Genomic DNA, 23,492 nt, shown 5'->3' on the forward strand with positions numbered 1-23,492 from the left:
TACTAAATCTTATCTTGATGTTGCTATGACCCCTGCTTTTCTTCAACGTCTGCATAGTCCCGATCGCCCGGTTTTGGTTTTTGATGGGGCGATGGGTACCAGTCTGCAATTTCAGAACCTGACTGCTGATGACTTTGGCGGCAAGGACTTTGAAGGTTGTAACGAATATCTCGTCTATACGAAGCCGGAAGCGGTGAAAATTGTCCATCGCGGGTTCCTGGAAGCCGGTGCCGATGTGATTGAAACTGACACCTTTGGCGGCACTTCCATTGTCTTGGCGGAATATGATCTCGGCGATCGCGCTTATGAACTGAATAAAACTGCTGCGGAATTGGCTAAAAGCGTCGCTGCGGAATATTCTACCCCGGAAAAGCCTCGATTTGTGGCGGGTTCCATCGGTCCGGGGACGAAATTGCCGACTTTGGGACATATTGAGTTTGATACCCTGAAAAATGCTTTTAGTGAACAAGCGGAGGGGTTAATTGATGGCGGCGTTGATTTATTAATTGTAGAAACTTGTCAGGATGTGTTGCAAATTAAGGCAGCATTGAATGGCATTGAAGCGGTTTTTGAAAAAAAAGGTCAGCGGTTGCCGTTGATGGTTTCTATCACAATGGAAGTGATGGGGACGATGTTGGTGGGTTCGGATATTAGTGCAGCTTTGGCTATTTTAGAACCCTATCCGATTGATATTTTAGGGCTCAATTGTGCCACGGGTCCGGCTCAAATGAAGGAACATATCCGGTATTTGGCTGAAAATTCGCCGTTTGTGGTGTCTTGTATTCCTAATGCCGGGTTACCGGAAAATATTGGGGGACAGGCGCATTACAAGTTGACGCCGATGGAGTTGCGGATGGCGTTGATGCACTTTGTGGAAGATTTGGGAGTGCAGGTGATTGGCGGGTGTTGTGGAACGCAAGCGCCTCACATTGCCCAGTTAGCGGAATTGTCTAAGAGTTTGAAGCCGAAGGAGCGATCGGTGCGGGTTTGGGGTGAGAATGGCAGCCCTCCGCCTCGCAATTTGTTCCAATATACTCCGGCTGCGGCTTCGATTTATAGTGCTCAGCCCTATGAACAGGATAACTCGTTCCTGATTGTTGGGGAACGTCTCAACGCCAGCGGTTCTAAGAAGTGCCGGGAGATGCTGAATGCGGAAGATTGGGATGGATTGGTGGCCCTGGGACGGGAGCAAGTGCGAGAAGGCGCTCACATTCTGGATGTGAACGTAGACTATGTGGGACGGGATGGCGTGCGCGATATGCACGAGTTGGTGTCCCGGTTGGTGACGAATGTTACCCTGCCTCTGATGCTGGATTCCACGGAATGGGAGAAGATGGAAGCGGGGTTGAAAGTTGCCGGGGGTAAGTGTTTGATGAACTCGACCAACTATGAAGATGGGGAACCCCGGTTCTACAAAGTGCTGGATTTGGCGAAGCAGTATGGGGCGGGGGTGGTTGTCGGGACGATTGATGAGGAGGGGATGGCGCGGACTGCCGATCGCAAGTTTGAAATTGCCAAACGTGCCTATGATGCCGCGATCGCCTATGGTGTCCCCGCCCATGAATTGTTTTTTGATACCCTGGCGTTACCGATTTCTACCGGGATTGAAGAAGATCGGGCGAATGGCAAAGCAACCATTGAGTCAATTCGCCGCATCCGGGAAGAACTGCCCGGTTGTCACATTTTGTTAGGGGTTTCCAATATTTCCTTTGGCTTGAATCCAGCGGCGCGACAAGTGCTCAATTCGGTGTTTTTGCATGAAGCAATGCAGGTAGGGTTGGATAGCGCCATTGTCAGCGCCAGCAAGATTTTACCCTTGGCCAAAATTGACCCAGAACAGCAAGAAGTTTGCCGGGATTTGATTTACGATCGCCGTCGGTTTGAGGGAGATGTCTGCGTTTATGACCCTCTGGCAAAAGTTACGGAATTTTTCCAAGGAAAAACCACCAAACGGGACCGTTCCATTGATGCCAGTTTGCCCATTGAACAGCGGCTCAAAAACCATATTATTGATGGTGAACGGATTGGATTAAACGACGCCTTGGCGTTGGCGTTAGAAACTTATCCTCCTTTGGATATTATTAATCAGTATCTCCTGGATGGGATGAAGGTTGTTGGGGAATTGTTCGGTTCTGGACAAATGCAATTACCCTTTGTGTTGCAATCGGCGGAAACGATGAAAGCAGCGGTTGCTTATCTGGAACCCTTTATGGAAAAAGAAGGGTCTGAAGAGGGGAAAGATAATGCAAAGGGGACAGTTATCATTGCCACGGTGAAAGGCGATGTACATGATATTGGTAAGAATTTGGTGGATATTATTCTCACCAATAATGGGTATCGGGTGATTAATTTAGGGATTAAGCAGCCGGTGGAGAATATTATCCAAGCATACCAGGAACATCGGGCGGATTGCATTGCCATGAGTGGACTTTTGGTGAAGTCTACAGCTTTTATGAAGGAAAATTTGGAGGTGTTTAACGAACGGGGCATCAGCGTTCCGGTGATTCTGGGAGGTGCGGCGCTGACTCCTAAATTTGTCCATGAGGATTGTCAGAATACTTACAAGGGTCAAGTCGTTTATGGGAAAGATGCCTTTTCTGACTTGCATTTCATGGATAAATTGATGCCTGCAAAAGCAGCGGAAAATTGGGATGATTTTACGGGCTTCTTGGATGAAGCTGATGCTAAAGGAAATGCTGAGTTAGCAAACTCGGAGAATGGGGAGAAGCTAGAAAAGGCGACTCCGAAATCTCAAGAACCGGCGGAAGTGGATACGCGCCGTTCTGAGGCGGTGGCGATTGATATTGAGCGTCCGACGCCGCCATTTTGGGGGACGAAGGTGCTGCAACCGGAGGATATTCCTTTGGAGGAGGTTTTCGAGTATATGGATTTACAAGCGCTGTTTGTGGGACAATGGCAATTCCGTAAACCCCAAGGGCAATCTCGGGAAGAGTATGATGCCTTTTTAGCGGAAACGGTGCATCCCATTTTAGCGACTTGGAAGGAACGGATCTTCTCGGAGAATTTGTTACATCCCCAGGCGGTTTATGGCTATTTTCCTTGTCAAGCTGAGGGGAATAGTTTGCTGGTTTATCAACCGGAGGAAGGGGAAAAAGGGGCGGTAACTGAACCGATCGCAACCTTTGAGTTTCCTCGGCAAAAGTCGATGCGCCGGTTATGTATTGCCGACTTTTTTGCGCCGAAGGAAACGGGTCATATTGATGTGTTTCCGATGCACGCGGTGACGGTGGGAGAAGTGGCGACGGAGTATGCTAAACAGTTGTTTGATGGCGATCGCTATACGGATTATTTGTATTTTCATGGGATGGCGGTGCAAACAGCGGAGGCGATCGCCGAATGGTTACACGCCCGAATTCGCCGGGAGTTGGGATTTGCCAGTGAGGAACCGGATAACATTCGGGAGATTTTGCAGCAGCGTTATCGGGGTTCACGGTATAGTTTCGGCTATCCCGCTTGTCCGAATATGCAGGACCAGTATAAGCAGTTGGATTTGTTAGGCAGCGATCGCATTCATTTGTATATGGATGAAAGTGAACAGCTTTATCCGGAACAATCCACCACGGCGATCGTTACTTATCACCCAGTTGCGAAATACTTTAGCGCCTAATCTCTGAAATGGGTGGAATGCGCTATCCCCCTAACAGATTGATGCGATAATTGTGGATTGATTTCCCCTACCCCCCCTGATTCAGGGGGGCTTTTTTTCGCCCTGAAGGTTTCAGATAGGGAGACTCAATAATTGAGATAGGGGAAATTCATCAATGGACCTGATATTCTCAGGATGACTTTTAAATATCAATGCCATAAGCATTTTTACAGCGGTATCTATAAGCGAGACTCCGTAAGCCACCCCAAAAATTCTTATGATTTTTCCCCGGGAGGATATTCCAAACTGTACGCCCTTACTGTAGAATCATTAAATTAATATCGTTCCTTGAGCGTAACCCGTCCTCCTTACCCCGTCAACCCTTGCCGTGTTAGAAGCTTTTGTCGTTGCGACCATTTTATGCGGATTCTTTGGAATTCTTTTTAAAAAGAACCTATTGATGAAAATTTTCTCAATGGATATCATGAGTACAGGGGTCATTGCCTATTATGTATTCGTGGCATCCCGAGGGGGTTTCGTTAGCCCTATTGTTGACGCCAATGGGGCTGAAAAAGTAGCCTACGCCGATCCAGTTCCCCAAGCCGTAATTTTAACGGCAATTGTGATTGGATTTTCAATTCAGGCTTTAATGTTAGTGGGGGTCATGAAATTATCCCGGGATAATCCAACGTTAGAAATCACCGAAATCGAAAAAAATAATACCCCATGAATACCCTGACGATCGCCTGGATGGCCCTGCCATTTTTTGCTGGCTTCACGATTTTTATTCTTCCGCAACTCGATCGCTACCTAGTCAGCTTCACAGCGGTGGCTTCGGCTGTGTTCGCTGTCAAAGTATTTTTAATGGACTCCCCGCTGGCTTTGCAACTCCTCGATTCAGCAGGGGTGACATTATTAATTGATCAACTGAGCGGTTACTTTATTTTAACCAATGCTTTGGTAACTGCGGCGGTGATTTTGTACTGCTTGCAAACTGGGAAAAGTTCCTTCTTTTATGCCCAGATGATTATTCTGCATGGTAGCCTCAATGCCGCCTTTATTTGCACCGATTTTATGAGCTTATATGTGGCGCTAGAGGTGAGCGGAATTGGGGCTTCGTTGCTGGTGAGCTATCCGAGAACCGATCGCTCGATTTGGGTGGCCCTGCGCTATCTGTTTGTCAGCAATATCGCCATGTTGTTTTATCTGGTGGGGGCAGTTCTGGTTTATAAAGCGCATCATTCCTTTAGTTTTGAAGGATTGCGCGGTGCACCCCCGGAAGCCTTGGCTTTAATTTTTATGGCATTATTAACCAAGGCCGGAATTTTTGTCTCGGGATTATGGTTACCCTTAACCCATTCAGAATCAGAAACCCCGGTTTCGGCCCTGTTGTCGGGAATTGTTGTCAAAGCCGGTGCATTTCCCTTAGTTCGTTGCGCGCTAATTGTAGAAGAAGTTAGCCCCATTGTCCAACTTTTTGGGGTGGGAACGGCGATTTTAGGGGTGAGTTATGGCTTCTTTGAAAAAGATACCAAGCGCCTGTTAGCTTTTAGCACAGTTTCCCAGTTAGGGTGGATTATTTCCGCCCCAGCAGTCGCGGGTTTTTATGCCCTCACCCACGGATTAGTGAAGTCCAGTTTATTTCTCATTGCCGGGAATTTGCCCAGTCGGGACTTCAACACCCTGCAAACTAAGCCGATGAATACCGCCTTATGGATTCCTCTTGTGGTAGCGAGTTTATCTATCTCGGGATTTCCTTTACTGGCGGGGTTTGAAGCTAAGATGTTAACCTTAAAAGATTTGCTTTCTTGGCAAAGCATTCCCATGAATTTGGCAGCGGTGGGAACCGTTATATGCTTTTCCAAATTGATGTTTCTGCCTCATGGCAATGCTCAACCTAAACAACTCCCTCATCTTGGGTTTTGGCTGGCGATCGGCCTGTTGCTGGGGGGATTAATTTTCGCCAATGCGGTTCATTATGAACTTTATACCGTTGCCAATATTCTAAAATCGATTGGAATTGTGGCAGTAGGTGCAGTGATTTATTTAGCAGGGATTCAACGGTGGGTTTTCAATTTACCCCGAATGTTTGAGGAATTCGAGCAATTGACCGGGGTGATGACTTTGGTGGCGGTTCTGCTGTTCTGGTTGGCTTGGAGTTGGCGTTAATTATGATAGGATATCTGAATTTAATCTTACGATTGATCATCTGGTTTCTGCTGACGGCAGATTTGAGTTTACCCAATATTTTAATCGGAGTCACGATTTCCCTGCTGTTACCTCACAACCATAAAACTAGGGGGCAGATTCAAGATTGGATGCGGGCATTGTGGGAGATTATCGTGGCAGTTCCCATCGCCTATAAGGAAGCCTTTGAAATCATCTTGTTCCCTCATCGGTTTGAAGATATCACGATGGAACAAGCCCCCCCTCGTCGTTCCGCAGGATTAATCTTTTTAGACATCTTTTTGATTACCTTTACCCCCAAGACGATTGTTTCGAGATATCACGAAGAAGGCTGGTATGAAGTCCATCGTTTGCGCCGGAGAAGACCCCTATGAATTTAGCAATGAATGGGATACTGTTTGCCATGATTTTGGCGCTGTTAATTCCCATGTATGAAGCCTGGAAAGATGATGATGTGTGGCAAAAAATGTTAGCTTTTGCCAGCATTGCCACGAAAACTTCTATCATGATTTTAGTCGTTTCTGTATTTCGAGATGATTGGAATATCGGGGTAACAGGAGTGATTATTCTCAGTGTGGGGAATGCCGGGTTAATGTTGCTTGCTCATATTGTTAAACGCTTGAATGAAATATGATTGACCTCTTGAGTTATGGTTGTATCGGGATAGGAATTTTCTTCTGGTTTTGGGGGACTTTTCCCTTACTGGGGGAGCGATCAGTGTTATATAAGCTCCATGCTCTTTCGGTGGCGGATACCCTGGGTTCGATGTCGATTACCATTGGATTGCTGCTGAAAATCCCGAGAGAATGGCCTTTAATCTTGCTTGCCCTGATTTCTTTAGCCATTTGGAATACAATTTTGGGATATGTTTTAGCCTATTGTTCCCTTGAACAGGAGACTCATGATTGATTTTTATATCTATGCGATCGTGGCGCTGTTGCCCTTATCGGCTTGTATGTTAGTGGTGCAAACCGATCCCTTTCATGCCCTAATTATTCGGGGGATATTAGGGGCAGTGGCGGCCTTGGTTTATGCCCTGTTGGGGGCCCCAGATGTGGCCTTAACAGAAGCGTTAATGGGTACCTTGCTGGCGGTTATCCTATCGGCGGTGGCGGTGCGTTCCTCCATGGTGATGCGCCTGGGGTTTATTGAAGGGGAATATCCAGAAGGCGATCGCCCAGCCGGAAAACCCATCGAGGATTTACGAGCAGTTTTTGCTAAACGGTATATGCGCCTTGAATTAGTTCCGTATCCCGATGAATTAGCTTTGACTCAAGCCTTTAAAGAAAGAGAAATTCATGCTATTTATGTGAAGCCCGCCCCGGTTGAACATAGCGATCGCACCTTCACCACGACCTTAGAAAAAGTAACCGGATATCAGACCACTACGCGGCTTAAGCATCTTTATGAAATCATGAAAGATGAACTGCCATCGGAGGCCAAGGTTACTTATTTCAACCCTTTAATTAGCCCCTTAAGTTCATCGGAGCAGCATTAATGAGAGCATTAATGAAATGGATTTATCTTCTTGCCGGGATAGCCCTTTCTCTAAAAATTTTATTTACCTCTAATTCCATTTTAACCGATGAAAGTACCCTAGAAATTGTACAATCGGTGATTTTGGAGAGTGGCGTTCCTAATGCAGTATCCGCGATTATTTTGAGAAATCGGTTATACGATACTATCTTTGAAGTCGTTGTTTTTACGATCGCCATTGTGGGAGTAAAATATTTACTGGCTAATGAAGAGCCAACCGCTCATGTCCATCAATTCAACGATCCGCCCTCCATTGTGTTAGCCCGTTTAGGAGCAACCATTGCAGCATTAGTCGGCGTTGAATTGGCAATTCGCGGCCATTTAAGCCCTGGGGGAGGATTTGCTGCGGGGGTAGCCGGAGGGACGGCGATCGGGTTAATCGCTATTACTTCATCTATGGAACTGATGCAGTCCCTTTATAAACGCTGGCATACCGCAATTTGGGAGAAGATTTCGGTCATCATTTTTATCGGATTATCCATGTTTACTCTGGCCGGAATTGAGTTACCTCACGGTCAGCTTGGAGCCTTGGTGAGTGGGGGAATGCTGCCCATCTTAAACATTCTCGTTGCCATCAAAGTAGCCTTGGGTTCATGGGCGGCAATTTTGCTATTTATTCGCTATCGAGGCTTATTGTGATGGGTCGAGGGTTTTAAAATTAGCCGACATTTTTTGTAATCCCATTTAGGCGGGGAAAAATCCAGAATCCAGTGCCCTCCCCCATCCCAAGGGGAAGGGACTGGACTTACAAAACTTCTTTATTTTTGGTTTTGACGCGGGTGTAAAAGTCGGACATCACCTCTAGGAAGGAAATATCTTTCTGCCAAAAGGGAGGAAAATCACCGGCTTTTTTAATCAGAATAGCAGGAACGATCGCCGGTTGGGGGGGTGGCGGTGGCGGTGGCAGTCGTTTGGAACCCATCCAAAACTCTTTTAAATCAGCGGTGGCATTGACGGGAACTCGTTCCGGTTGGGTGTAATAGGATTCCGAGGGTTCCGGGGCGATCGCCGTTTCATGCAAGGAAGCAGAAAGCGCTTCTCCTAATGGAGTTTTGGCGAGTTCATGTTGCAAGTCTTCCCGAGACAGTCCCCGCAGTTCAAAGAGTAAAAATGGGTCAGAATCTAATTGCGCTGCAACTAAATAATAAACTCCAGCAATATGTTTACAAGGGTTGGCATAGTCGGGACAGGAACAGCTTGTTTTGAAGTCTTTGCGACTGTCGGGAAGTAAATGCAGTTTCAAGTCAGCAAAGGCGGAATCGATATTATCCGGCACTTCATTCATTAATAGTTTGGAGACGAAACTGGCATTGGAGGCAATGGCTTTAATCGCCTTGGACCATTGCGCTGGTGAAATCGGATTGATTTCAATTTTGACCGTATAGAGAGGTTCTTTGTAGACCCCAAAATAGGGATTCACCGAACCCCGGACTTTAGCGGTAATTTGGTTGTTGATAATCCGATACTCTTTGATTTTACCGTTTTTGGCGTACCCTCTACCCCTTCCCAGTCGGCTGGAATCGGTAAAGTCTTCTAATGCTTCAATAAAGCGTTTTCCCCACCAGGTTCTGCTAAATGTTGCCATGATTGTTACTCCAAAATTGCTTGTTTATTTAAGGCAATCAGTTGTTTGAAACTGTCGTTATCCAGTTCGGTTAGCCAAGATTCATCATTGCCAACGATCGCCGAGGAGAGACGCTTTTTATCTTCCAGAGTGCGATCGATTCGTTCTTCCAGGGTTCCTATGGCAATAAATTTATGGACAAACACATTTTTCTCTTGTCCAATGCGGAAGGCGCGATCGGTAGCTTGATCTTCCACTGCCGGGTTCCACCAGCGATCGAAGTGGAAAACGTGATTGGCTTTCGTCAGGGTAATCCCCACCCCCCCAGCTTTTAAGGACAGAATAAAGATAGAAGGTTCGGTTTCGGGGTCTTGAAACTCAGCAATCATTTTTTCCCGTTTTTCACGCGGGGTTCCCCCATGTAGATAGTGGGTTTTGTAATGAAAAGTCTGTTTGAGGTATTTCTCTAATGCCTCACAAATTTGGGTGAATTGGCTGAAAATCAGCAGGCTTCCCCCTTCGGCAATGACTTCCTCGACCATCTCCACGAGTCGTTCCAATTTATGCGATCGCGAAGGTAAAAACTCACTGTTATCTTGTAAAAATTGGGCTGGATGATTACAAACTTGCTTGAGTTTCATCAGAGTCGATAAAATCAACCCTTTGCGCTGAATCCCTTCGGCTTCTTCTAACTGTTCCGCCACATCTTTAACCACCGCTTCATATAACGAAGCCTGTTCTTTCGTAAGGTTGCAATATTGTTTCTGTTCGACTTTATCCGGCAAATCCTTAATAATCGAACGGTCTGTTTTCACCCGACGCAGGATAAAGGGTTCTACCAATCGTTTCAACGTGGTTGATTTAATCGGGTCATTATCCTTTTGAATGGGCATTTCAAACCCTTTGCGAAACTGGGCTTCTTTCCCCAAATATCCCGGATTCAGGAAGTTGAAAATAGACCATAAATCTAACAGCCGGTTTTCAATCGGGGTTCCCGTTAAAGCGAGGCGATGGGTGGAGGGCAGTTTGGCGATCGCCTTCGTTTGTGCCGCTTGCGGATTCTTGATGTTTTGCGCTTCATCCACTACGACGCGATGCCACTTTACTCCCTTAAACAGTTTTTCATCTTTGCGGGCCAAAGTAAACGAAGTAATCACCACATCATGTTTTAAACTTTCGGCTTTGAATTCCTTCTCATCTTTGAGGCGATCGCTGCCATGATGCACCATTGAAGTAATATGAGGTGCAAACCGTTCAATCTCCCGTTGCCAGTTCCCAATCACCGAAGTAGGGGCAATTAATAACGTCGGTAAAGGTTTCTCTCCCCCCTCTCGTTCTAACACCAAACAGGCAATCACTTGTAAAGATTTTCCCAACCCCATATCATCAGCAAGACAACCATTGAGTCCCAACTGTTCCAAATATTGTACCCAGGCAACCCCGCGTTTTTGATACTCTCTCAACGTCCCTTGCAACTGCGCCGGATTTTCAATCGGTTCCAGACGACTACTATCGCGAAGTTTAGCCATCATTTCCGCTAAAGCTTCATCCTGGTCCACTTCAATCTCTTCCGAGGCATCGCTGATTTTTTGCATAAACTCTTGCAAGGACATTTCCGGCTGTTCATCTTTATGAGACTGCCAAAATTCCAGCATTTGCTGCATTTTTTTCGCGTCTAACTCAATCCATTCCCCGCGAAATTGGACTAAAGGAGTTTTCGCCTCCACCAGTTGCTGCCATTCCTGTTCACTCACCGGCTGTCCAGCAATGGAAAGCTCATATTTATATTGAATAATCTGCTGTAAACTAAACAGACCTTTGTTCCCTTGTCCTGCTGATTTCTTTTTCGAGGAGGCTTTCAGGCGGAGGGTTGCCCTTCTGCGTCCTTCCGGTGTCCACCAAGCAGGAACGATCACTTTATAGCCGGAATCTTCTAAAATCCAGGCACTTTCTTTGAGGAACTCAAAGGCTTCTGATAAGGTGATCTCTAACCCTGTGGGATGGTCCGTTTCTAGCCCTTTTGAGAGTAACGGGTACATCCGGGCGGCATAGCCCAAATTTAACAGCAGATTCTTTTCAAAGTCGGCCCCAAAGTTTTTGTGAAAGTTTTTTTTATCGGTTCTGCTGAGACTCCAATACTCCTCTAACGGAAGTTTCAAAGAAGGGTCTTTTTTAGAAGAGGCTACAAAGTTAATCCGCCACTGGTCCGGCTGTTCGGAGGTTCCTTCTTTCAGTTGAAAACAGAGATAAAATGGGGCGGTTAATTGTGCGCCGGATAACCGTTCTTTCCAAGTGGCCCACTGCTGGTAAACTTCTCGGGAAACATCGGACCTTTTTATACTACTTTTACTGGTGTATATAAAAGAGTCTTCCAACTGTTTGGAGACGGTTTGGGGAATGGGAGTCTCGCCTACCAAATTATTCAATAAACATTCAGAAAAATGGCGCAGTAGACTGGACCGTTCGTACAATTCTAACGGGTTGGGGATGGCAGCGAAACCGGAAACACAGGCTAAGGGCATCGCCTCGCTATACTGCTGAATATCGGCTTCGTATTGTTCCGATAAAATTTCCCAATAGGAATAATACTCGTCGGTATGAACGGTTTTGGCTTTTTTCCCTTTTCCGGTGGTAGAGGTTAGGCTAGAATATTTTAAGGCCGGAATGTATTGGTCTTTGAGAATAATTTGTTTAAAAACTTGGCTGTATTGGTACCAAAACATTAAATCAGCGCCTAGCTGGACTTCCGCCAGATTATTGATGGCGATGAAATGTAAATCGTTTAAAGTCTTAGTGACCGATTTTAGGGTATCAGATTTGACGATATCCTCGACATGATAACAATCAATTTCCCAAGGATGAAACTCGCAGGTGTCCGGGGGTTCATCTTCTAGGTAGCGAAACAGTTCGACGGAAGGTAAGGGTTTATCGCCGGTGGTGGGGAGAATAAAATACTGAGATGAAATGCGATTTTTAATCCCATTTTGGACGAGTTCAGGAATTCCCAAGTTGGCGCGCAAAAATTCCGCCAATTCCGCTTTCTCTAAATGGGCGGGATGGCGTAAACTGGGCTTTTTGTGCCTGGGTTTGGGAATCGTTTCCACCCAGAGGTAAAATCGCCCCTGACGAATGAACTCGCTGGTGTTGTTGGGGATCCAAGTGCCATGAAGGATGTTCATACGCAAATCGCAAGGTTAAGGGGGTGGGGGAGGTCCTCCGGTAGGGCAACCGAGGAGAGATGCAATAGAGGCCCCTGATGATAGGGGTAGTTTATAGAGTACCATAATCCCTCTCGCGCAAGGCGCGATCGCCTTTCGGTTGGCAATCCAGGTTGCTGAACCTGGGATTGTCCGTCCTGGAATGGAAATCACGCAACACCCTGAGGAGATTTCACCGGGCAGTAGGTGGCAATTCGTATCTTGGATTACATTTTAGTTGTTATTAAAAATTGTAATGATAGTAGTTACTTAAATTGATTTGTTACATTTTTTAATAAAAATTAGGTCAAAACGGTATAAATTCACGCAGTAACTGAATTGAAAGTTCGGTTAAATCCTTAACAGACCTTTAAACAAAACATTGCTATGAGCCCCTTAAATTCTTTAACTTCTTGCTGTCGAAATTGTCGGTACTATGAGCCGGAAGGAAGACGGGGTGGGGCTTGCCAGCAACTCAATGTTCCCGTTCAAGCCACCTGGAAATCCTGTTCTCTGGCTACTCCAGCATTTACGCCCTCTTGGAAAGCCCTGCAAGATCTGCTCCAGTGGGAACAGGAAAACCTTGAGCGCACAACAGCAGGCAGTCTGACCACCCTAGATCATTCTAAGGCTGAAGTCAATCGCCGTTAGAACCACTATTTAAACCCTCGGTTCAATCGATTGTTTCGGTTGTTCTGTATTCTGGAAAAAGGAATTTACCGGATCCAGGACATGACAACCCAGCAAAACCTAGAACAGCAGTTCCATAAAATCGCCAATTTATTAGAGCAAATTCAGAATTTAGGTTTAGATTCTGAAGATGGAGAGACGAACTTTTTATCGTCTCTCCATCAATTTGAAACCGTCGCCCTTCCGTTTGAATTCGTGCAACAGGGAATGGGACTCTGGGAGGCAATTTTTCCCCCAGAGGTGTTCCGATCGCTGGCGACGGAGGATCCGGAGACTTTAGAATCCTTGGCGATCGCCCTCAGTCAAACCCTGCAAATTCAACTGGCGATTTTAAACCCGTGGTTGCCTCTACTCACCACCCCTCCAGCATTAGCCGATAAAATCCGCGATCGCATTTCCCAAATTCAGCAGATTACCACAGAAAAAGCGGAACTGCTGGCAGCATCCGAGACCCTGTTCACTCGCGAATTAGAACTCCGTCAAGCGGGGGAAGAGTTGCAGGAATTAAAACAAACTCGGGCGGAACTCACGGCCCTTGAACAGGAACTCGCCACCACCGATTTAGAAGATTTACGCCGCGACATTTCTACCCGGCAAACTGTCTTAGAACAGGACCGCAATCAACTACAAATCCTCAAACAGCAACAAGCAGAAATTAAGGCAGAAATTGCTGCAATCCAAGGACTAAATCACAAAATTTCCCAAGAATTAGAAGGACTGCAACTGCGTCGTTCTCGGTTAGAAACTCGGACGCAACAACAAACGGAACAACTGATTACCTTAACTGAGACTGAACGGCAGCGCCTCGGAACGGCTTTACTTGCTTTATTAGAGGAATTAGCGGAACAACAGTCAGATTACCAGAATGCTCAAGGGGAATTATCCCAAGCCATTGCTGATTTTAATCGCTATCAACAACAAACTCATGAATTAATCACTCATTTAAACACTCATTATCAATCTGATGTAGAATTAGGGCAAAAATTGCCAGTTAATCAGCCAAAAATTGAGACCATTATGCAGAGGATTCAGGACAATTTAGCGCAATTGGATCAGGAACTCGCGATTGCTCAACAGCAACATGAGCGATCGCAAGTAAAAACCATTATCACCTTTTGAGGGACAATCTGGTTTCAACCCAAACGGGGTGAACCCAACCGACTCAGCAGCATGAGGGACCAAGGTAGGTTCAGATTGGGCACCAGTCCGGCATAAGGTCTCAATTGGGGGACCGCAAAGGGGAGCACGAAGCGCAGGGACCTCAAGGATACCGGGGAAGTGCCATCTTCATCGACCAGTCCATAGCGTTGCGCCACTTCTGCCACAATCTGCACCCGTCCGGTATGCTGCATCACGGTGGGGTCCGCAGCTAAGGCAGCGATCGCCCGTCCGGTGAGGAGGGGCGTTTCCCAGTTGTAGCGTTCTCGGAACCCAGAAAATTGGCGATCGTCCGTCTCACTTTCGGCCATTTGATCCGCCATACTGGACATTTGTTCCGTTCCCACAATCCCCGGCCAAATCGAGAGGGAGGCGACATTGTAGGGTTTGAGTTCCACTGCCATATCTGCCGCGAGGCGATCGCAACCGGATTTCCCCACCCCATAAGGCACTCCGAAAATATAAGACAGCCCTCCCCAAGAGGAAATCGTACAAATCATCCCTTGCTGACGCGGCGTCATCATCCGCGCCGCCAAAACACTGGTCACATAGTGACTCCGCAAACCCACATTGTTACAAGCATCCCAAAAGCTGGGTTCACTCTCCCAAAATGGCCGACCCTGACTATTCATTAAGGTTTGCACCCCGGCATATACATTATTCACCAATAAGTCAATCTGGCCGAAATCCGATTGAATCCGGTCAAACAGCGATCGCACTTGGTCATCATCGCTGTGGTCCACCTGAACCGGAATACAGAGTCCGCCTGCCGCTTCCACTGCCGCTTCCGTCTCTCTCAGACTCCCGGAAAGTTGCCCCTCTCCAGTCCCAGGGTCCAGACTCCGCCCGGTGATATACACCGTCGCCCCCGCTTCCCCCAGTCCAATAGCGATGCCTTTGCCCAGGCCCCTGGTCGCCCCGGTGACAACCGTAACTTTGCCTTCAAGTGGTTTAGTCATGATGAATTGATGATTATTTTGCGTTATGAATTTCTGAATTAATGAATCATTTTACTACTTTTATCAGACATCTTCGCCAACTGGCCGATTCCCAGGTGATCTATAATAGAATCGCGATCGGCTGCCAATTCTCTAATCAGTTGCTGAACACAACCCGGTGAAGTTCTCATTTTATTCCTAAATTATGCTACAAATTTCCAACACCGTCAGTATCCTAGAAAACGAAATTCAAATTAGTGCAGTTCGTTCTCAAGGGGCGGGGGGGCAAAATGTCAATAAGGTGGCAACCGCGATTCATTTGCGTTTTGATATCAAAGCCTCCTCCCTACCGGACCGTTATAAAAATCGCCTATTGAGTCTCAGCGATCATCGGATTACCCAAGAGGGGGTAATTATTATCAAATCCCAAGAGTCTCGCAGTCAGTTAGAAAACCGCCAGGAAGCCTTGATGCGCTTGCAAGAGTTGATTAAAAGTGCTGTGGTTGTGCCTAAAAAGCGTTTTAAGAGCAAACCCACGCGCAGTTCTCAGCGCAAACGTCTCGATAGCAAAACGAAGCGGGGACAGATTAAAGCGATGAGAGGGAAGGTGATGGATTAATCAGGTTGATTAAAACAGAGGCGGGATTGATTTCGGGTAAAATTTTTCAACTGAATATTGAGGGGCATTAGTTTAGCCCCTCAATATTAGGTTACTATGACCGGCCAAAGCGTTGCAGTAACTCTTCCCGAGAAAGGGTTAATAACAACGAAGTTAATTCTTCATCGGATACCTGCAATGATGCCTCGATAATGGAAGCGAGTTCTTCATCAATCGAACCAAATCGAAACTTGATAATATTTTCAACTGTTTTCTTCCGGTGTTGTTGGATACCTTCTTGTAATGTGGCTTCTCGCCACTCTAGATAAGCGGGTGATAAGTTCATAATTAACTCCTGATTTTCTTCATTTGGATTTTGTCTGAGTTGTACGTTGATGCGCCAGTTGGATAGAATTTCTAACAGGTTGCGCCGGAATGGATGTCCCTGGGGTAGAGAGAGTAATTCATTCACGGCTTGTTGTTGGGTGGCCCCTCTTCCTAAGACTCGCAACCATAAGGTATTGAGGTTGGCGGGGAGTTGGTCGATCGCCACTAATGCGGTCTTCTCAAATTCTGGCATAAAATAAATCCCGGGTATCCAGTTCCCTGACTGATCCAGTTGTGCGCCAAATCCGTTCACCAGTCTTTCGGAACAGGAGGGGGACAATACCCAGAGTCGGGGTAAGTCGGATTCACTGAGGGAGTTCTTTTCCCGTCGCGCTTGTCGCAAGAGGTCCCCTTGTAGGGAGTAGAGTTTGAGTTTGCAGTTTCTAATCTCGACGGGGTTTGGTGCGTTTCTAAAGACTTCAAACAAGCCGGTTGTGGCTGCCATTTGTCCTAGAATTCCCAGTGTTTCTGGCGCAGTGGAGGGGGTGGCAGCAGGGACGAAATAGACATCGATTTGTCGCACTTCGCTGGGAACGTCCCGACTGGTTTGGACTTGTCCCAGATAGGCTAATAACTCCTCTAAATATTGTTTCGCAAATTGGTCATGAGCAGTTCGGGTCATGATTCGGTTTGATTGCGGATATTCCTGATATTCAAAATAGGAGTGCGAGCATCTTGCTCGCTTGGGAAATAGCGAGCAAGATGTTTGTGCTGACGCACAGGCTTCGCCAACGCACTCCTATTTATTATAAACCAATTTTTACGCCAGTTAAGATAAAGTTAAACCAATCCCTTTGTGATTGAATTCTTCTACAGTTTGTTGCGAGAGTTCGTGGGAGGAAATCGCTCTTAACATGGCGAGGGGTAATGTTAAATGATCCGCCCCTGCTTGTAAGGAGGCGGCGGCTTCTTCGGGAGATTTAATGCTGGCGGCGAGAATTTCTACGTCGCTGCCTTTTAGAACATCTGCCATCGATCGCACTAAGGCAATCCCATCCCCTAATAATCGGGTAGCGCGGTTGACGTAGGCGATCGCCATTTTTGCCCCCGCTTCCTTTGCTACGGCTGCTTGGGCGGCACTATAAATGGCAGTTACGGAACAAGGTATGTCTGGAGATAGATGCGCGACGACTTCAAACCCAACCGGGGTGGCTGGAACCTTTAAAATGGTGCGATCGCCAATCAAATCCCGCGCTGTTTGGCCTTCTTTGACCATGCCATCAAAATCCGATGCCGTAAGCTGGTAAAATAATGGCCCCGATGTGAGGGTAACCAATTTTTTTAAGGTATCTTCCGGAGATAACTCACTGGTTGCCAATAAAGTTGGATTGGTAGTGATACCTTTCACCCAGCCCATTTTTTGGGCCAGTTCTGCTTCGGAGGCGATCGCTGAATCTAAATAAATTGCCATGATTTTTTTCCCGTTCAGTTCCATCCCAAAAATACGGGAAATTGGCTACGCTTGACAATGGACCATACCCCCACCTCTAACCCCATGACCTTACTGAACTTAGCAGAACTTTGTCCCATCACCCGCAGTCTCGGTCCGGGTCAACGATTTGCGATTTGGGTGCAAGGTTGTTGTTTTAACTGTTCCGGTTGTATCTCTCCGGATTGGATTCCCCAGGTGGCGGCGACTGGGGTGGAACCGCGACGGTTGGCAGAAACCATTTTATCCGTCCCGGGCACTGAAGGATTAACGGTTTCTGGGGGAGAACCGATGTTACAGGCGCAGGCACTCAGTGAATTATTTGAACTTCTGGCCGACGTGGATTGTTCGATTATTTGCTATACCGGGTTTACTTTGGAACAGTTACAGGCGAAGTCCGACCCTGAGATCGCCCGAGTCCTGTCTCAAATTGATGTGTTAATTGATGGACTTTATCTGCCGGAACTCAATGATAACCAAGGGTGGCGCGGTTCTGCAAATCAACGGGTGCATTTTCTCACCCCTCGGTTGTTACCTGAAGCGAGTGCCTTTTCCTGTCGTCGGCGCGATGTGGAAATTCACTTGCGAAATGATTCGGCGTTGATGGTGGGTGTTCCGCCTCGCCATTTCTCTGATACCTTTAAACAGGTCGTTGATAATAGTTTGTAGCAAAGATTATGATGTCCCTAAAGGGTAAAATTGTGTTGATTACGGGTGCAAGTAGTGGGATTGGGGCCGCTTGCGCCCAACTGTTCGCCCAGGCGGGTGCGGATTTGATTTTGGCGGCGCGGCGTTTGGAACGGGTGCAGGAGTTAGGGACTCAACTGGCCCAACAGTATCAGATTCAGACTCATGTTTTGGGGTTGGATGTTTGCGATCGCCAAGGGGTTGATGCCACCTTGAATAATCTTCCAGACCCTTGGAATCAGATTGATATTTTAGTCAATAATGCGGGTCTGAGTCGGGGATTATCTAAACTCCACGAAGGCGATATTGATGATTGGGAGGAAATGCTGGATACCAATGTCAAGGGATTGCTATATGTCACCCGGGCGGTGGTGCCTGGGATGGTGGAACGGCAAGCGGGTCATGTGGTGAATATTGGCTCGATCGCCGGTCGAGTGGCCTATCCGGGGGGGAATGTGTACTGTGCCTCCAAAGCGGCAGTGAGGGCGATTTCCGATGGTTTGAAGCAGGATTTAATCGGGACTCCGGTGCGGGTGACGGAAATCGAACCGGGGTTAGTGGAAACGGAATTTAGTCTGGTGCGCTTTCATGGCGACCGCGATCGCGCCGAAAAAGTGTATCAGGATTTAACGCCCCTAACCGGGGAAGATATTGCGGATTTAGTGCTTTTTTCTGTCACTCGACCCCCCCATGTGAATATTAGCGAAATGTTAGTTGTCCCGGTGGATCAGGCCAATGCTACCCTCGTTCATCGGCGACGCTAAACTAAATTAAAAATGCGCGTGAAGGACAGATTACGGATGCAATCTACGACTGATGGTGACGGGTTAACTCTCGCCCCACTCCGGGGGATATTTCAAGTAAACAGACTCTCAACGGGACAAGGGTTGAGCGTTGCGGTAATTTGTGCTGTACCGGATCTTGGGGAATAGTATCATGACACCGGCAAAGCTACAAGTACAAGCGCAACAAGGCGATCTGCGGGCGATCGCCGTCTTGATTGATGACTGTTTAACCCCCCACGGCATGAGAGCTCAGGTGCGCTTGCATCAGGGTTTACTTTCCGTGAGTGTGCAAGCGCCAACTCCCAGACATCGGCAACGGTGTGTTTCTGCAATTCGACAACTGCTGATGAAACTGAGAATTCCAGCAGTCGCCCGGGTCCGGATTTTGGGCAAAAATCGCGATCGCTCAGTGATCTGGAGTGAGGAATTCGCCCTGGGGAATGGAACCTCTGTGCGAACCGTCGCCCCCCGACGGCGCAAACGGCAAAATGACGGCAATAGGGATACCCTAGCACGGGGATTGTCCCGAGTTACCCCTCGTCCCTCTTCCACTGGGATACAATCCAGGCGATCGCCCCGGGCAAAACTGCAAAAAGACCCCTGGTTAGCGGTTAATTTATCGGTGCTATTTCCGGGTCTCGGACAGATTTATGCCGGAAAAATTTTCCGAGGGTTACTCATTATTTTAATTGAAGCGGTCTTAATTGCCGTAGCACTTGCCGCCTTCTTTAGTCCCGAGGGAAATACCCTCACCAGTTTGGGATTAGTTTTCCCAATTTTTGGCATTTATTTGGTCAATATTATTGATGCTCATCGATGTTTTAAACCCCTATCTTTTTTGCGCCTAGAAAGGGTTCTTAAGAATAAAAGAAATAAAAATAATCCTTGGGTCGCCGTATTTTTATCTCAATTGTTACCCGGACTGGGCCATTTGTATCTAAAAAACTTCGGCCTAGGCGCAGTCTTGATGATTAGCCTAATTATCGCTTCTAATATTGCTCGATTGCATCCGGGATGGTTGCTCGTTCCGCCTTTACTGTATGCGATCGCCTGTTACCATGCTTATTTTTCCTGTCCGCGATCGGCCCTCCATTCCCAGGACCCGATTGTGATGATTGTGATTTTGATTGTAACCTTCAAGCTCACAGGGATTTTGATTCCCGCTTGGGTGGAACATGATTTTGTGCAACGGTTTACGATTCCTAGTGATTCGATGGTCCCGACTCTCCGTTCTGGGGACCAAATCCTCGCTTTAAAATCTCGGGGGCGTCCTCCGCAACAGGGGGATTTGGTTGTCTTTCGTGCGCCGGAATTTGCCAAAACCCTTGACCCCAATGCTGGGGATTTATTTATCAAACGTACTATCGGGATGCCCTTAGATGTACTCCGGCTCAAGGATGGGATTATTTATATCAATAATGAGCCGCTTTCTGAGGACTATGTTGCTGGCCCTGCCCAGTACAATTTAGACCCCCAAATCGTCCCAGCAGATAATTATTTTGTGTTAGGCGACAATCGTAACAATAGCTTTGATTCTCACGTTTGGGGATATGTCCCGAGAAATCACATGATCGGCAAGGCATATAAAATCTACTGGCCCCCTGAACGGATCGGACCTTTGCGGTAAATCCGGGAAGCTTAGGGTTTAGAGAGCAAGGATTTAGTCTGAGACTTGCCGGACATCTTTGGACAATAAGTAGTAATTGTAGTAATTGTAGGGTGGGCACTGCCCACCTTACTGTTCGGACGGGGCATTGCCCACCCTACAATTGCTTAAAATCGTAAACCGACGCCGCCTTGCAAAGAGACAGCCGGTTTACTTTCATCGTCATAAGCATCTAGGGCAATCACTGCATTCCCAAAGATGATGAATCGGGTATTGGGAACGGCGAAATCTACCCCGGGTTGAATGGCAAAGCTAACTTTTTGGCCCACGGGGGTATCCCCAGTGGTGAGGGCGGCACCTGCACCTAAATAAATATCGGTTTGCCAGGTGAGGGGATAGTCATAGGAAATGGTGGGGACCACTGCCGTACCCTCGCCGCTAAAAAATCCCTGAGCGCGTAATGAAATGGGCAAGGCAAGCAGTTTATAGCGGGCTGCTAGTAAAAAAGAGTTTTCCCGATCGCCCTCTAGTTCGGTGAGTCCAGCGGATCCGCCAATCCCCACATAACTCCCATAAGCCGCTTGAGCCGATGCCGGTTGACTAGACCCCACTAAACTGCTGGCGATCGCCACTGTCCCTAACATCAGAGCACCCAAAGTCGATCCCATTTTTTTCAGACGTTCCATTTCCCTTCTCCTCTATCCCACTAAAAACAAATACTTCCGATGTTCCGTCGATTCTAGCTCAAGTTGAATCGATGGAACATCACCCAGTCTGTTTCCCTATCCCTTTGGGAATGGCAGAACCCAGAGGATTCAAGGGTCTCCCTCAAGGGTGAACTCCGATTAACCCGGTTCAAAAATTGAGGTGTTTTCTCCCCAAATCCCGTTTTTGGTGGATGAGATCCCCAACCGAGGCCCCGGGGAGAAACAACCCCTTAAGGTTGGGAACACAGAGGATAAATCCCCCCTTGAGCACAGATATAAACAATTTGTTTATCATCTAAATTTCGGGCTTTGCTAAAATCCACCCCCCCCAAAAATCCGGCTGTGGCAGGGTCCGGGGATTGCAGGAGGCGATCGCCACTTTGGCGATGGGGTTTGAAAAATACGGCCCCTTGGAAATCCGCCCCTTCTACATTCGCCCCTTGAAAATTCACCGAGGTGAGATCGGTTTGCTGGAAGTTGGCATTTTGTAATTGAGCAAAACTCAAATTCGCACCGGCCAATTTCGTCTCGCTCAAATTAGCATTTTGGAGATTAGATTCGGTGAAATTCCCCCGACTCAAATCCGCCCCCTGCCAGTCCGATCGCATTAAGTTCGCTTTTGCCAGGGTCGCACCCGTTGCCACCACCCGGGGGAACCGCGCACCAATGGCGAGAATGCCGCTTAAGTTCGCTTCTGTTAAATGAGCACCCACCAGGGTAGCATTGGTGAGGTCCGCGAATCGCAAATCTGCCCCGATCGCCTGGGTACTGCTGAGGTTAGCCCCGGTGAGTTGAGCATGGGAGAGGTTTGCCCGATCCAGTTTGGCACGACTCAGATTGCTATAGGCGAGGATAACATGACTCAAAAATGCCCCGGTAAAGTCCGTATCGGTGAGGATGCTGGCAGTCAAGTCTGCTTTTTGGTCATCCACGCTTCCGAAACGGCGATCGGGTCCGGGACTGGAAAATTGACTGCTTTTAAAACTGGCATGGCTTAAAATAGCGCCCCGGAATCGAATTCCGGATAAGTCAGTTTTTTCTAACACCAAGGTGAAGGGGGCCGCTTCTGTGGTGACTTGGCCCAAATGAGTGCGGCTGAGATCTAGGGGGTCGAACTCAGTGCTATAGAGTTGGAGGAGTTTGGCGATCGCCCGTTGGGTGGCTTGCAGTCGCAGTTGCACCACTTCAATCTGTTCCTCATTAGTGCTATAACGCAGGGAATCCAGGTCTGTGCGGGTGGATTGATTTAATTTTTGCAAATAAGGGAGCGATCGCCCTCCACTGCTGACTAAGGCTTGTTGCAGGACATCCAGTTGAGCGGGGTCGGTTTCCAGGGCCAGCATATCCGCTAAAATTTGATACTGGGCCTCGGGATTATCTAAACTAGCCAATCCGAGAATCGCACCTTGACGCTCATCCGGTGCAAATTGCCGGACCCAAGTGAGAAACTTTTCCTGATCCCGCGCCGCCTGAGTCCGGGCATTTTCTTGAGATTGGATATAAAGTTGAGTCGTGACGAAGGTTCCCAAAATTGCAGCCAGACCCACGGCTAATGCCAGGGCTTTTTTCGCGCTACTGTGAAGGCGAATCCTATTCCACCACTGATCGAGTACAGGTTGTGATTCCGGCATCCGTTCAAGGGGGCCGCCTGCCTCGAATTGAATCCCCACCTGTTTTGAGTTGCTGCTGTTCATGTTTTTACTAGGTCCCGAAACGCTGTGTCGGCTACTGCGGACCCACGTTCCGGCGAGGCGATCGTGGAGGGTGCGGGACTTGGGATCAAAGTAACTCCAGAATCCATCCAAGGCCACCATCAAGGCCGTTATGACTCCCAAAATTACTAAGTCCGGTACAGCGCCTGTGATCAGCCAGATTAGATAGGCGCTGGTGAGGGTGACTCCCCAACGGCCTACGGCCTCTCGCAACAGTGCACGCCCAAATCCGGGCGCTTTTCCCGAATCCGTCACCACCTGGAGGCGCAACCAGCGCTTCGGTAAAGTCTGACCCGTGAGTCCGAGTAGATATAACTGCCAAATACTGACGCTTAAGGCGGCGATCGGGCCAATTGTCCAGAGGAAATTAACGAGGGGAGGGACTAGACGGGTGCAGCTTGGTCTTCGGGGATTGTTACAAGTTGGGGGGAGGGCCAGGGTCCGGGCGATCGCACGTTCCAGGGTCACCAGAACCGGATTCAGGGGGACAGGTTGCACCTTCAGATACCGCGTGGCGTGCCATCCCAAAGACAGGGGAACTAGGGCGCTAACGACAATCAGCGCCAGTTCTACCGTACTCGCAGCCAATCGCCGGGGGAAGAGGGTCACGGGGTGGACTTTCCCCTGAGTCGGGGGTTTGCTGCCTTTTGTGGATTTGACTTTGGATGCGGTCCGCTTGGGACCTTGAGATTTCCCAGTCACTC

22 protein-coding genes are annotated in these 23,492 nt (G+C 47.8%); 14 read left to right on the forward strand and 8 right to left on the reverse strand.

Annotated elements, in window-relative coordinates; genetic code table 11:
• The first annotated feature begins 25 nt into the window (after window positions 1–25).
• From metH to NG795_RS02340, 8 genes are all read left to right on the forward strand, one after another.
• On the forward strand, window positions 26–3,628 hold the full coding sequence (gene metH, locus NG795_RS02305; RefSeq protein ID WP_367287045.1) for a methionine synthase: 3,603 nt from the start codon (window positions 26–28) through the stop codon (window positions 3,626–3,628).
• A 367-nt stretch (window positions 3,629–3,995) separates the two neighbouring features.
• Window positions 3,996–4,337 (forward strand): NADH-quinone oxidoreductase subunit K, encoded by a 342-nt coding sequence (locus tag NG795_RS02310; RefSeq protein WP_367287046.1) that lies wholly within the window; start codon window positions 3,996–3,998, stop codon window positions 4,335–4,337.
• Window positions 4,334–5,776: a cation:proton antiporter gene (locus NG795_RS02315; protein ID WP_367287047.1), complete on the forward strand. Its 1,443-nt coding sequence runs from the start codon at window positions 4,334–4,336 to the stop codon at window positions 5,774–5,776. The genes NG795_RS02310 and NG795_RS02315 overlap by 4 nt, the downstream gene beginning before the upstream one ends.
• A 2-nt stretch (window positions 5,777–5,778) precedes the next feature.
• Complete coding sequence (locus NG795_RS02320) at window positions 5,779–6,168, forward strand: cation:proton antiporter (protein WP_367287048.1); 390 nt, start codon at window positions 5,779–5,781, stop codon at window positions 6,166–6,168.
• Between the two features lie 8 nt (window positions 6,169–6,176).
• Complete coding sequence (locus tag NG795_RS02325; protein WP_367287151.1) at window positions 6,177–6,428, forward strand: hypothetical protein; 252 nt, start codon at window positions 6,177–6,179, stop codon at window positions 6,426–6,428.
• Window positions 6,425–6,703, forward strand: coding sequence for a monovalent cation/H(+) antiporter subunit G (locus tag NG795_RS02330; protein ID WP_367287049.1), 279 nt, complete (start codon window positions 6,425–6,427; stop codon window positions 6,701–6,703). Before NG795_RS02325 ends, NG795_RS02330 begins: the two co-directional genes overlap by 4 nt.
• Window positions 6,696–7,292 (forward strand): DUF4040 domain-containing protein, encoded by a 597-nt coding sequence (locus NG795_RS02335; protein WP_367287050.1) that lies wholly within the window; start codon window positions 6,696–6,698, stop codon window positions 7,290–7,292. Before NG795_RS02330 ends, NG795_RS02335 begins: the two co-directional genes overlap by 8 nt.
• 11 nt (window positions 7,293–7,303) lie before the next feature.
• Window positions 7,304–7,969, forward strand: a complete 666-nt coding sequence (locus NG795_RS02340; RefSeq protein WP_367287152.1) for a Na(+)/H(+) antiporter subunit B — start codon at window positions 7,304–7,306, stop codon at window positions 7,967–7,969.
• Window positions 7,970–8,075: 106 nt separating this feature from the next.
• Here the strand turns inward: NG795_RS02340 and NG795_RS02345 are convergent, their stop codons facing one another.
• Together NG795_RS02345 and NG795_RS02350 are read right to left on the reverse strand one after the other, a co-directional pair.
• The gene (locus tag NG795_RS02345) at window positions 8,076–8,915 is read right to left on the reverse strand and encodes an SWIM zinc finger family protein (RefSeq protein WP_367287051.1); all 840 of its coding nucleotides are present in this window, start codon (window positions 8,913–8,915) and stop codon (window positions 8,076–8,078) included.
• 5 nt (window positions 8,916–8,920) lie between these two features.
• The gene (locus NG795_RS02350) at window positions 8,921–12,073 is read right to left on the reverse strand and encodes a DEAD/DEAH box helicase (RefSeq protein WP_367287052.1); all 3,153 of its coding nucleotides are present in this window, start codon (window positions 12,071–12,073) and stop codon (window positions 8,921–8,923) included.
• Between the two features lie 405 nt (window positions 12,074–12,478).
• Here NG795_RS02350 and NG795_RS02355 point away from each other — a divergent pair, with 405 nt between their 5' ends.
• The gene (locus NG795_RS02355; RefSeq protein WP_367287053.1) at window positions 12,479–12,742 is read left to right on the forward strand and encodes a hypothetical protein; all 264 of its coding nucleotides are present in this window, start codon (window positions 12,479–12,481) and stop codon (window positions 12,740–12,742) included.
• An 81-nt stretch (window positions 12,743–12,823) separates the two neighbouring features.
• Window positions 12,824–13,900 (forward strand): coiled-coil domain-containing protein, encoded by a 1,077-nt coding sequence (locus NG795_RS02360; protein WP_367287054.1) that lies wholly within the window; start codon window positions 12,824–12,826, stop codon window positions 13,898–13,900.
• A gap of 14 nt (window positions 13,901–13,914) precedes the next feature.
• Here the strand turns inward: NG795_RS02360 and NG795_RS02365 are convergent, their stop codons facing one another.
• Window positions 13,915–14,898 carry an SDR family NAD(P)-dependent oxidoreductase gene (locus NG795_RS02365; protein ID WP_367287055.1) on the reverse strand — a complete coding sequence of 328 codons (984 nt, stop codon included), beginning with the start codon at window positions 14,896–14,898 and terminating at the stop codon, window positions 13,915–13,917.
• A gap of 38 nt (window positions 14,899–14,936) precedes the next feature.
• Complete coding sequence (locus NG795_RS02370; RefSeq protein WP_367287056.1) at window positions 14,937–15,068, reverse strand: hypothetical protein; 132 nt, start codon at window positions 15,066–15,068, stop codon at window positions 14,937–14,939.
• A 14-nt stretch (window positions 15,069–15,082) separates the two neighbouring features.
• Here NG795_RS02370 and arfB point away from each other — a divergent pair, with 14 nt between their 5' ends.
• Window positions 15,083–15,496 (forward strand): alternative ribosome rescue aminoacyl-tRNA hydrolase ArfB, encoded by a 414-nt coding sequence (arfB, locus tag NG795_RS02375; RefSeq protein ID WP_367287057.1) that lies wholly within the window; start codon window positions 15,083–15,085, stop codon window positions 15,494–15,496.
• Between the two features lie 94 nt (window positions 15,497–15,590).
• Here arfB and NG795_RS02380 read toward each other — a convergent pair whose 3' ends face one another.
• Both NG795_RS02380 and NG795_RS02385 read right to left on the reverse strand, forming a co-directional pair.
• Complete coding sequence (locus tag NG795_RS02380; protein ID WP_367287058.1) at window positions 15,591–16,484, reverse strand: hypothetical protein; 894 nt, start codon at window positions 16,482–16,484, stop codon at window positions 15,591–15,593.
• 147 nt (window positions 16,485–16,631) lie between these two features.
• Window positions 16,632–17,273: a transaldolase family protein gene (locus NG795_RS02385; protein WP_367287059.1), complete on the reverse strand. Its 642-nt coding sequence runs from the start codon at window positions 17,271–17,273 to the stop codon at window positions 16,632–16,634.
• An 84-nt stretch (window positions 17,274–17,357) separates the two neighbouring features.
• Here NG795_RS02385 and NG795_RS02390 point away from each other — a divergent pair, with 84 nt between their 5' ends.
• The 3 genes from NG795_RS02390 to lepB all read left to right on the forward strand — a co-directional run bounded on the left by NG795_RS02390 (window position 17,358) and on the right by lepB (window position 20,390).
• Window positions 17,358–17,960 (forward strand): 4Fe-4S single cluster domain-containing protein, encoded by a 603-nt coding sequence (locus tag NG795_RS02390; RefSeq protein WP_367287060.1) that lies wholly within the window; start codon window positions 17,358–17,360, stop codon window positions 17,958–17,960.
• Window positions 17,961–17,968: 8 nt separating this feature from the next.
• A complete protein-coding gene (locus NG795_RS02395) occupies window positions 17,969–18,742 on the forward strand; it encodes an SDR family oxidoreductase (protein WP_367287061.1) in 774 nt (257 codons plus the stop codon).
• 172 nt (window positions 18,743–18,914) lie between these two features.
• Entirely contained in the window at window positions 18,915–20,390 is a 1,476-nt protein-coding gene (gene lepB, locus NG795_RS02400; RefSeq protein WP_367287062.1) for a signal peptidase I, read from the forward strand.
• 146 nt (window positions 20,391–20,536) lie between these two features.
• On the opposite strand, the gene NG795_RS02405 is transcribed toward lepB, so the two are convergent.
• Entirely contained in the window at window positions 20,537–21,055 is a 519-nt protein-coding gene (locus tag NG795_RS02405; RefSeq protein ID WP_367287063.1) for a hypothetical protein, read from the reverse strand.
• Window positions 21,056–21,306: 251 nt separating this feature from the next.
• The gene (locus NG795_RS02410) at window positions 21,307–23,490 is read right to left on the reverse strand and encodes a pentapeptide repeat-containing protein (protein ID WP_367287064.1); all 2,184 of its coding nucleotides are present in this window, start codon (window positions 23,488–23,490) and stop codon (window positions 21,307–21,309) included.
• Window positions 23,491–23,492: the final 2 nt, after the last annotated feature.

The sequence above is a fragment of the Laspinema palackyanum D2c genome (assembly GCF_025370875.1).
GTDB lineage: Bacteria > Cyanobacteriota > Cyanobacteriia > Cyanobacteriales > Laspinemataceae > Laspinema > Laspinema palackyanum.

Excerpts from the sequence above, each read along its gene's own strand:
- metH (WP_367287045.1), top strand. The coding sequence starts at position 26 with ATGACCCCTGCTTTTCTTCAACGTCTGCATAGTCCCGATCGCCCGGTT.
- NG795_RS02315 (WP_367287047.1), top strand. The coding sequence starts at position 4,334 with ATGAATACCCTGACGATCGCCTGGATGGCCCTGCCATTTTTTGCTGGC.
- NG795_RS02320 (WP_367287048.1), top strand. The coding sequence starts at position 5,779 with ATGATAGGATATCTGAATTTAATCTTACGATTGATCATCTGGTTTCTG.
- NG795_RS02325 (WP_367287151.1), top strand. The coding sequence starts at position 6,177 with ATGAATGGGATACTGTTTGCCATGATTTTGGCGCTGTTAATTCCCATG.
- NG795_RS02330 (WP_367287049.1), top strand. The coding sequence starts at position 6,425 with ATGATTGACCTCTTGAGTTATGGTTGTATCGGGATAGGAATTTTCTTC.
- NG795_RS02335 (WP_367287050.1), top strand. The coding sequence starts at position 6,696 with ATGATTGATTTTTATATCTATGCGATCGTGGCGCTGTTGCCCTTATCG.
- NG795_RS02340 (WP_367287152.1), top strand. The coding sequence starts at position 7,304 with ATGAAATGGATTTATCTTCTTGCCGGGATAGCCCTTTCTCTAAAAATT.
- NG795_RS02345 (WP_367287051.1), bottom strand. The coding sequence starts at position 8,915 with ATGGCAACATTTAGCAGAACCTGGTGGGGAAAACGCTTTATTGAAGCA.
- NG795_RS02350 (WP_367287052.1), bottom strand. The coding sequence starts at position 12,073 with ATGAACATCCTTCATGGCACTTGGATCCCCAACAACACCAGCGAGTTC.
- NG795_RS02355 (WP_367287053.1), top strand. The coding sequence starts at position 12,479 with ATGAGCCCCTTAAATTCTTTAACTTCTTGCTGTCGAAATTGTCGGTAC.
- NG795_RS02360 (WP_367287054.1), top strand. The coding sequence starts at position 12,824 with ATGACAACCCAGCAAAACCTAGAACAGCAGTTCCATAAAATCGCCAAT.
- NG795_RS02365 (WP_367287055.1), bottom strand. The coding sequence starts at position 14,898 with ATGACTAAACCACTTGAAGGCAAAGTTACGGTTGTCACCGGGGCGACC.
- NG795_RS02370 (WP_367287056.1), bottom strand. The coding sequence starts at position 15,068 with ATGAGAACTTCACCGGGTTGTGTTCAGCAACTGATTAGAGAATTGGCA.
- arfB (WP_367287057.1), top strand. The coding sequence starts at position 15,083 with ATGCTACAAATTTCCAACACCGTCAGTATCCTAGAAAACGAAATTCAA.
- NG795_RS02380 (WP_367287058.1), bottom strand. The coding sequence starts at position 16,484 with ATGACCCGAACTGCTCATGACCAATTTGCGAAACAATATTTAGAGGAG.
- NG795_RS02385 (WP_367287059.1), bottom strand. The coding sequence starts at position 17,273 with ATGGCAATTTATTTAGATTCAGCGATCGCCTCCGAAGCAGAACTGGCC.
- NG795_RS02390 (WP_367287060.1), top strand. The coding sequence starts at position 17,358 with ATGACCTTACTGAACTTAGCAGAACTTTGTCCCATCACCCGCAGTCTC.
- NG795_RS02395 (WP_367287061.1), top strand. The coding sequence starts at position 17,969 with ATGATGTCCCTAAAGGGTAAAATTGTGTTGATTACGGGTGCAAGTAGT.
- lepB (WP_367287062.1), top strand. The coding sequence starts at position 18,915 with ATGACACCGGCAAAGCTACAAGTACAAGCGCAACAAGGCGATCTGCGG.
- NG795_RS02405 (WP_367287063.1), bottom strand. The coding sequence starts at position 21,055 with ATGGAACGTCTGAAAAAAATGGGATCGACTTTGGGTGCTCTGATGTTA.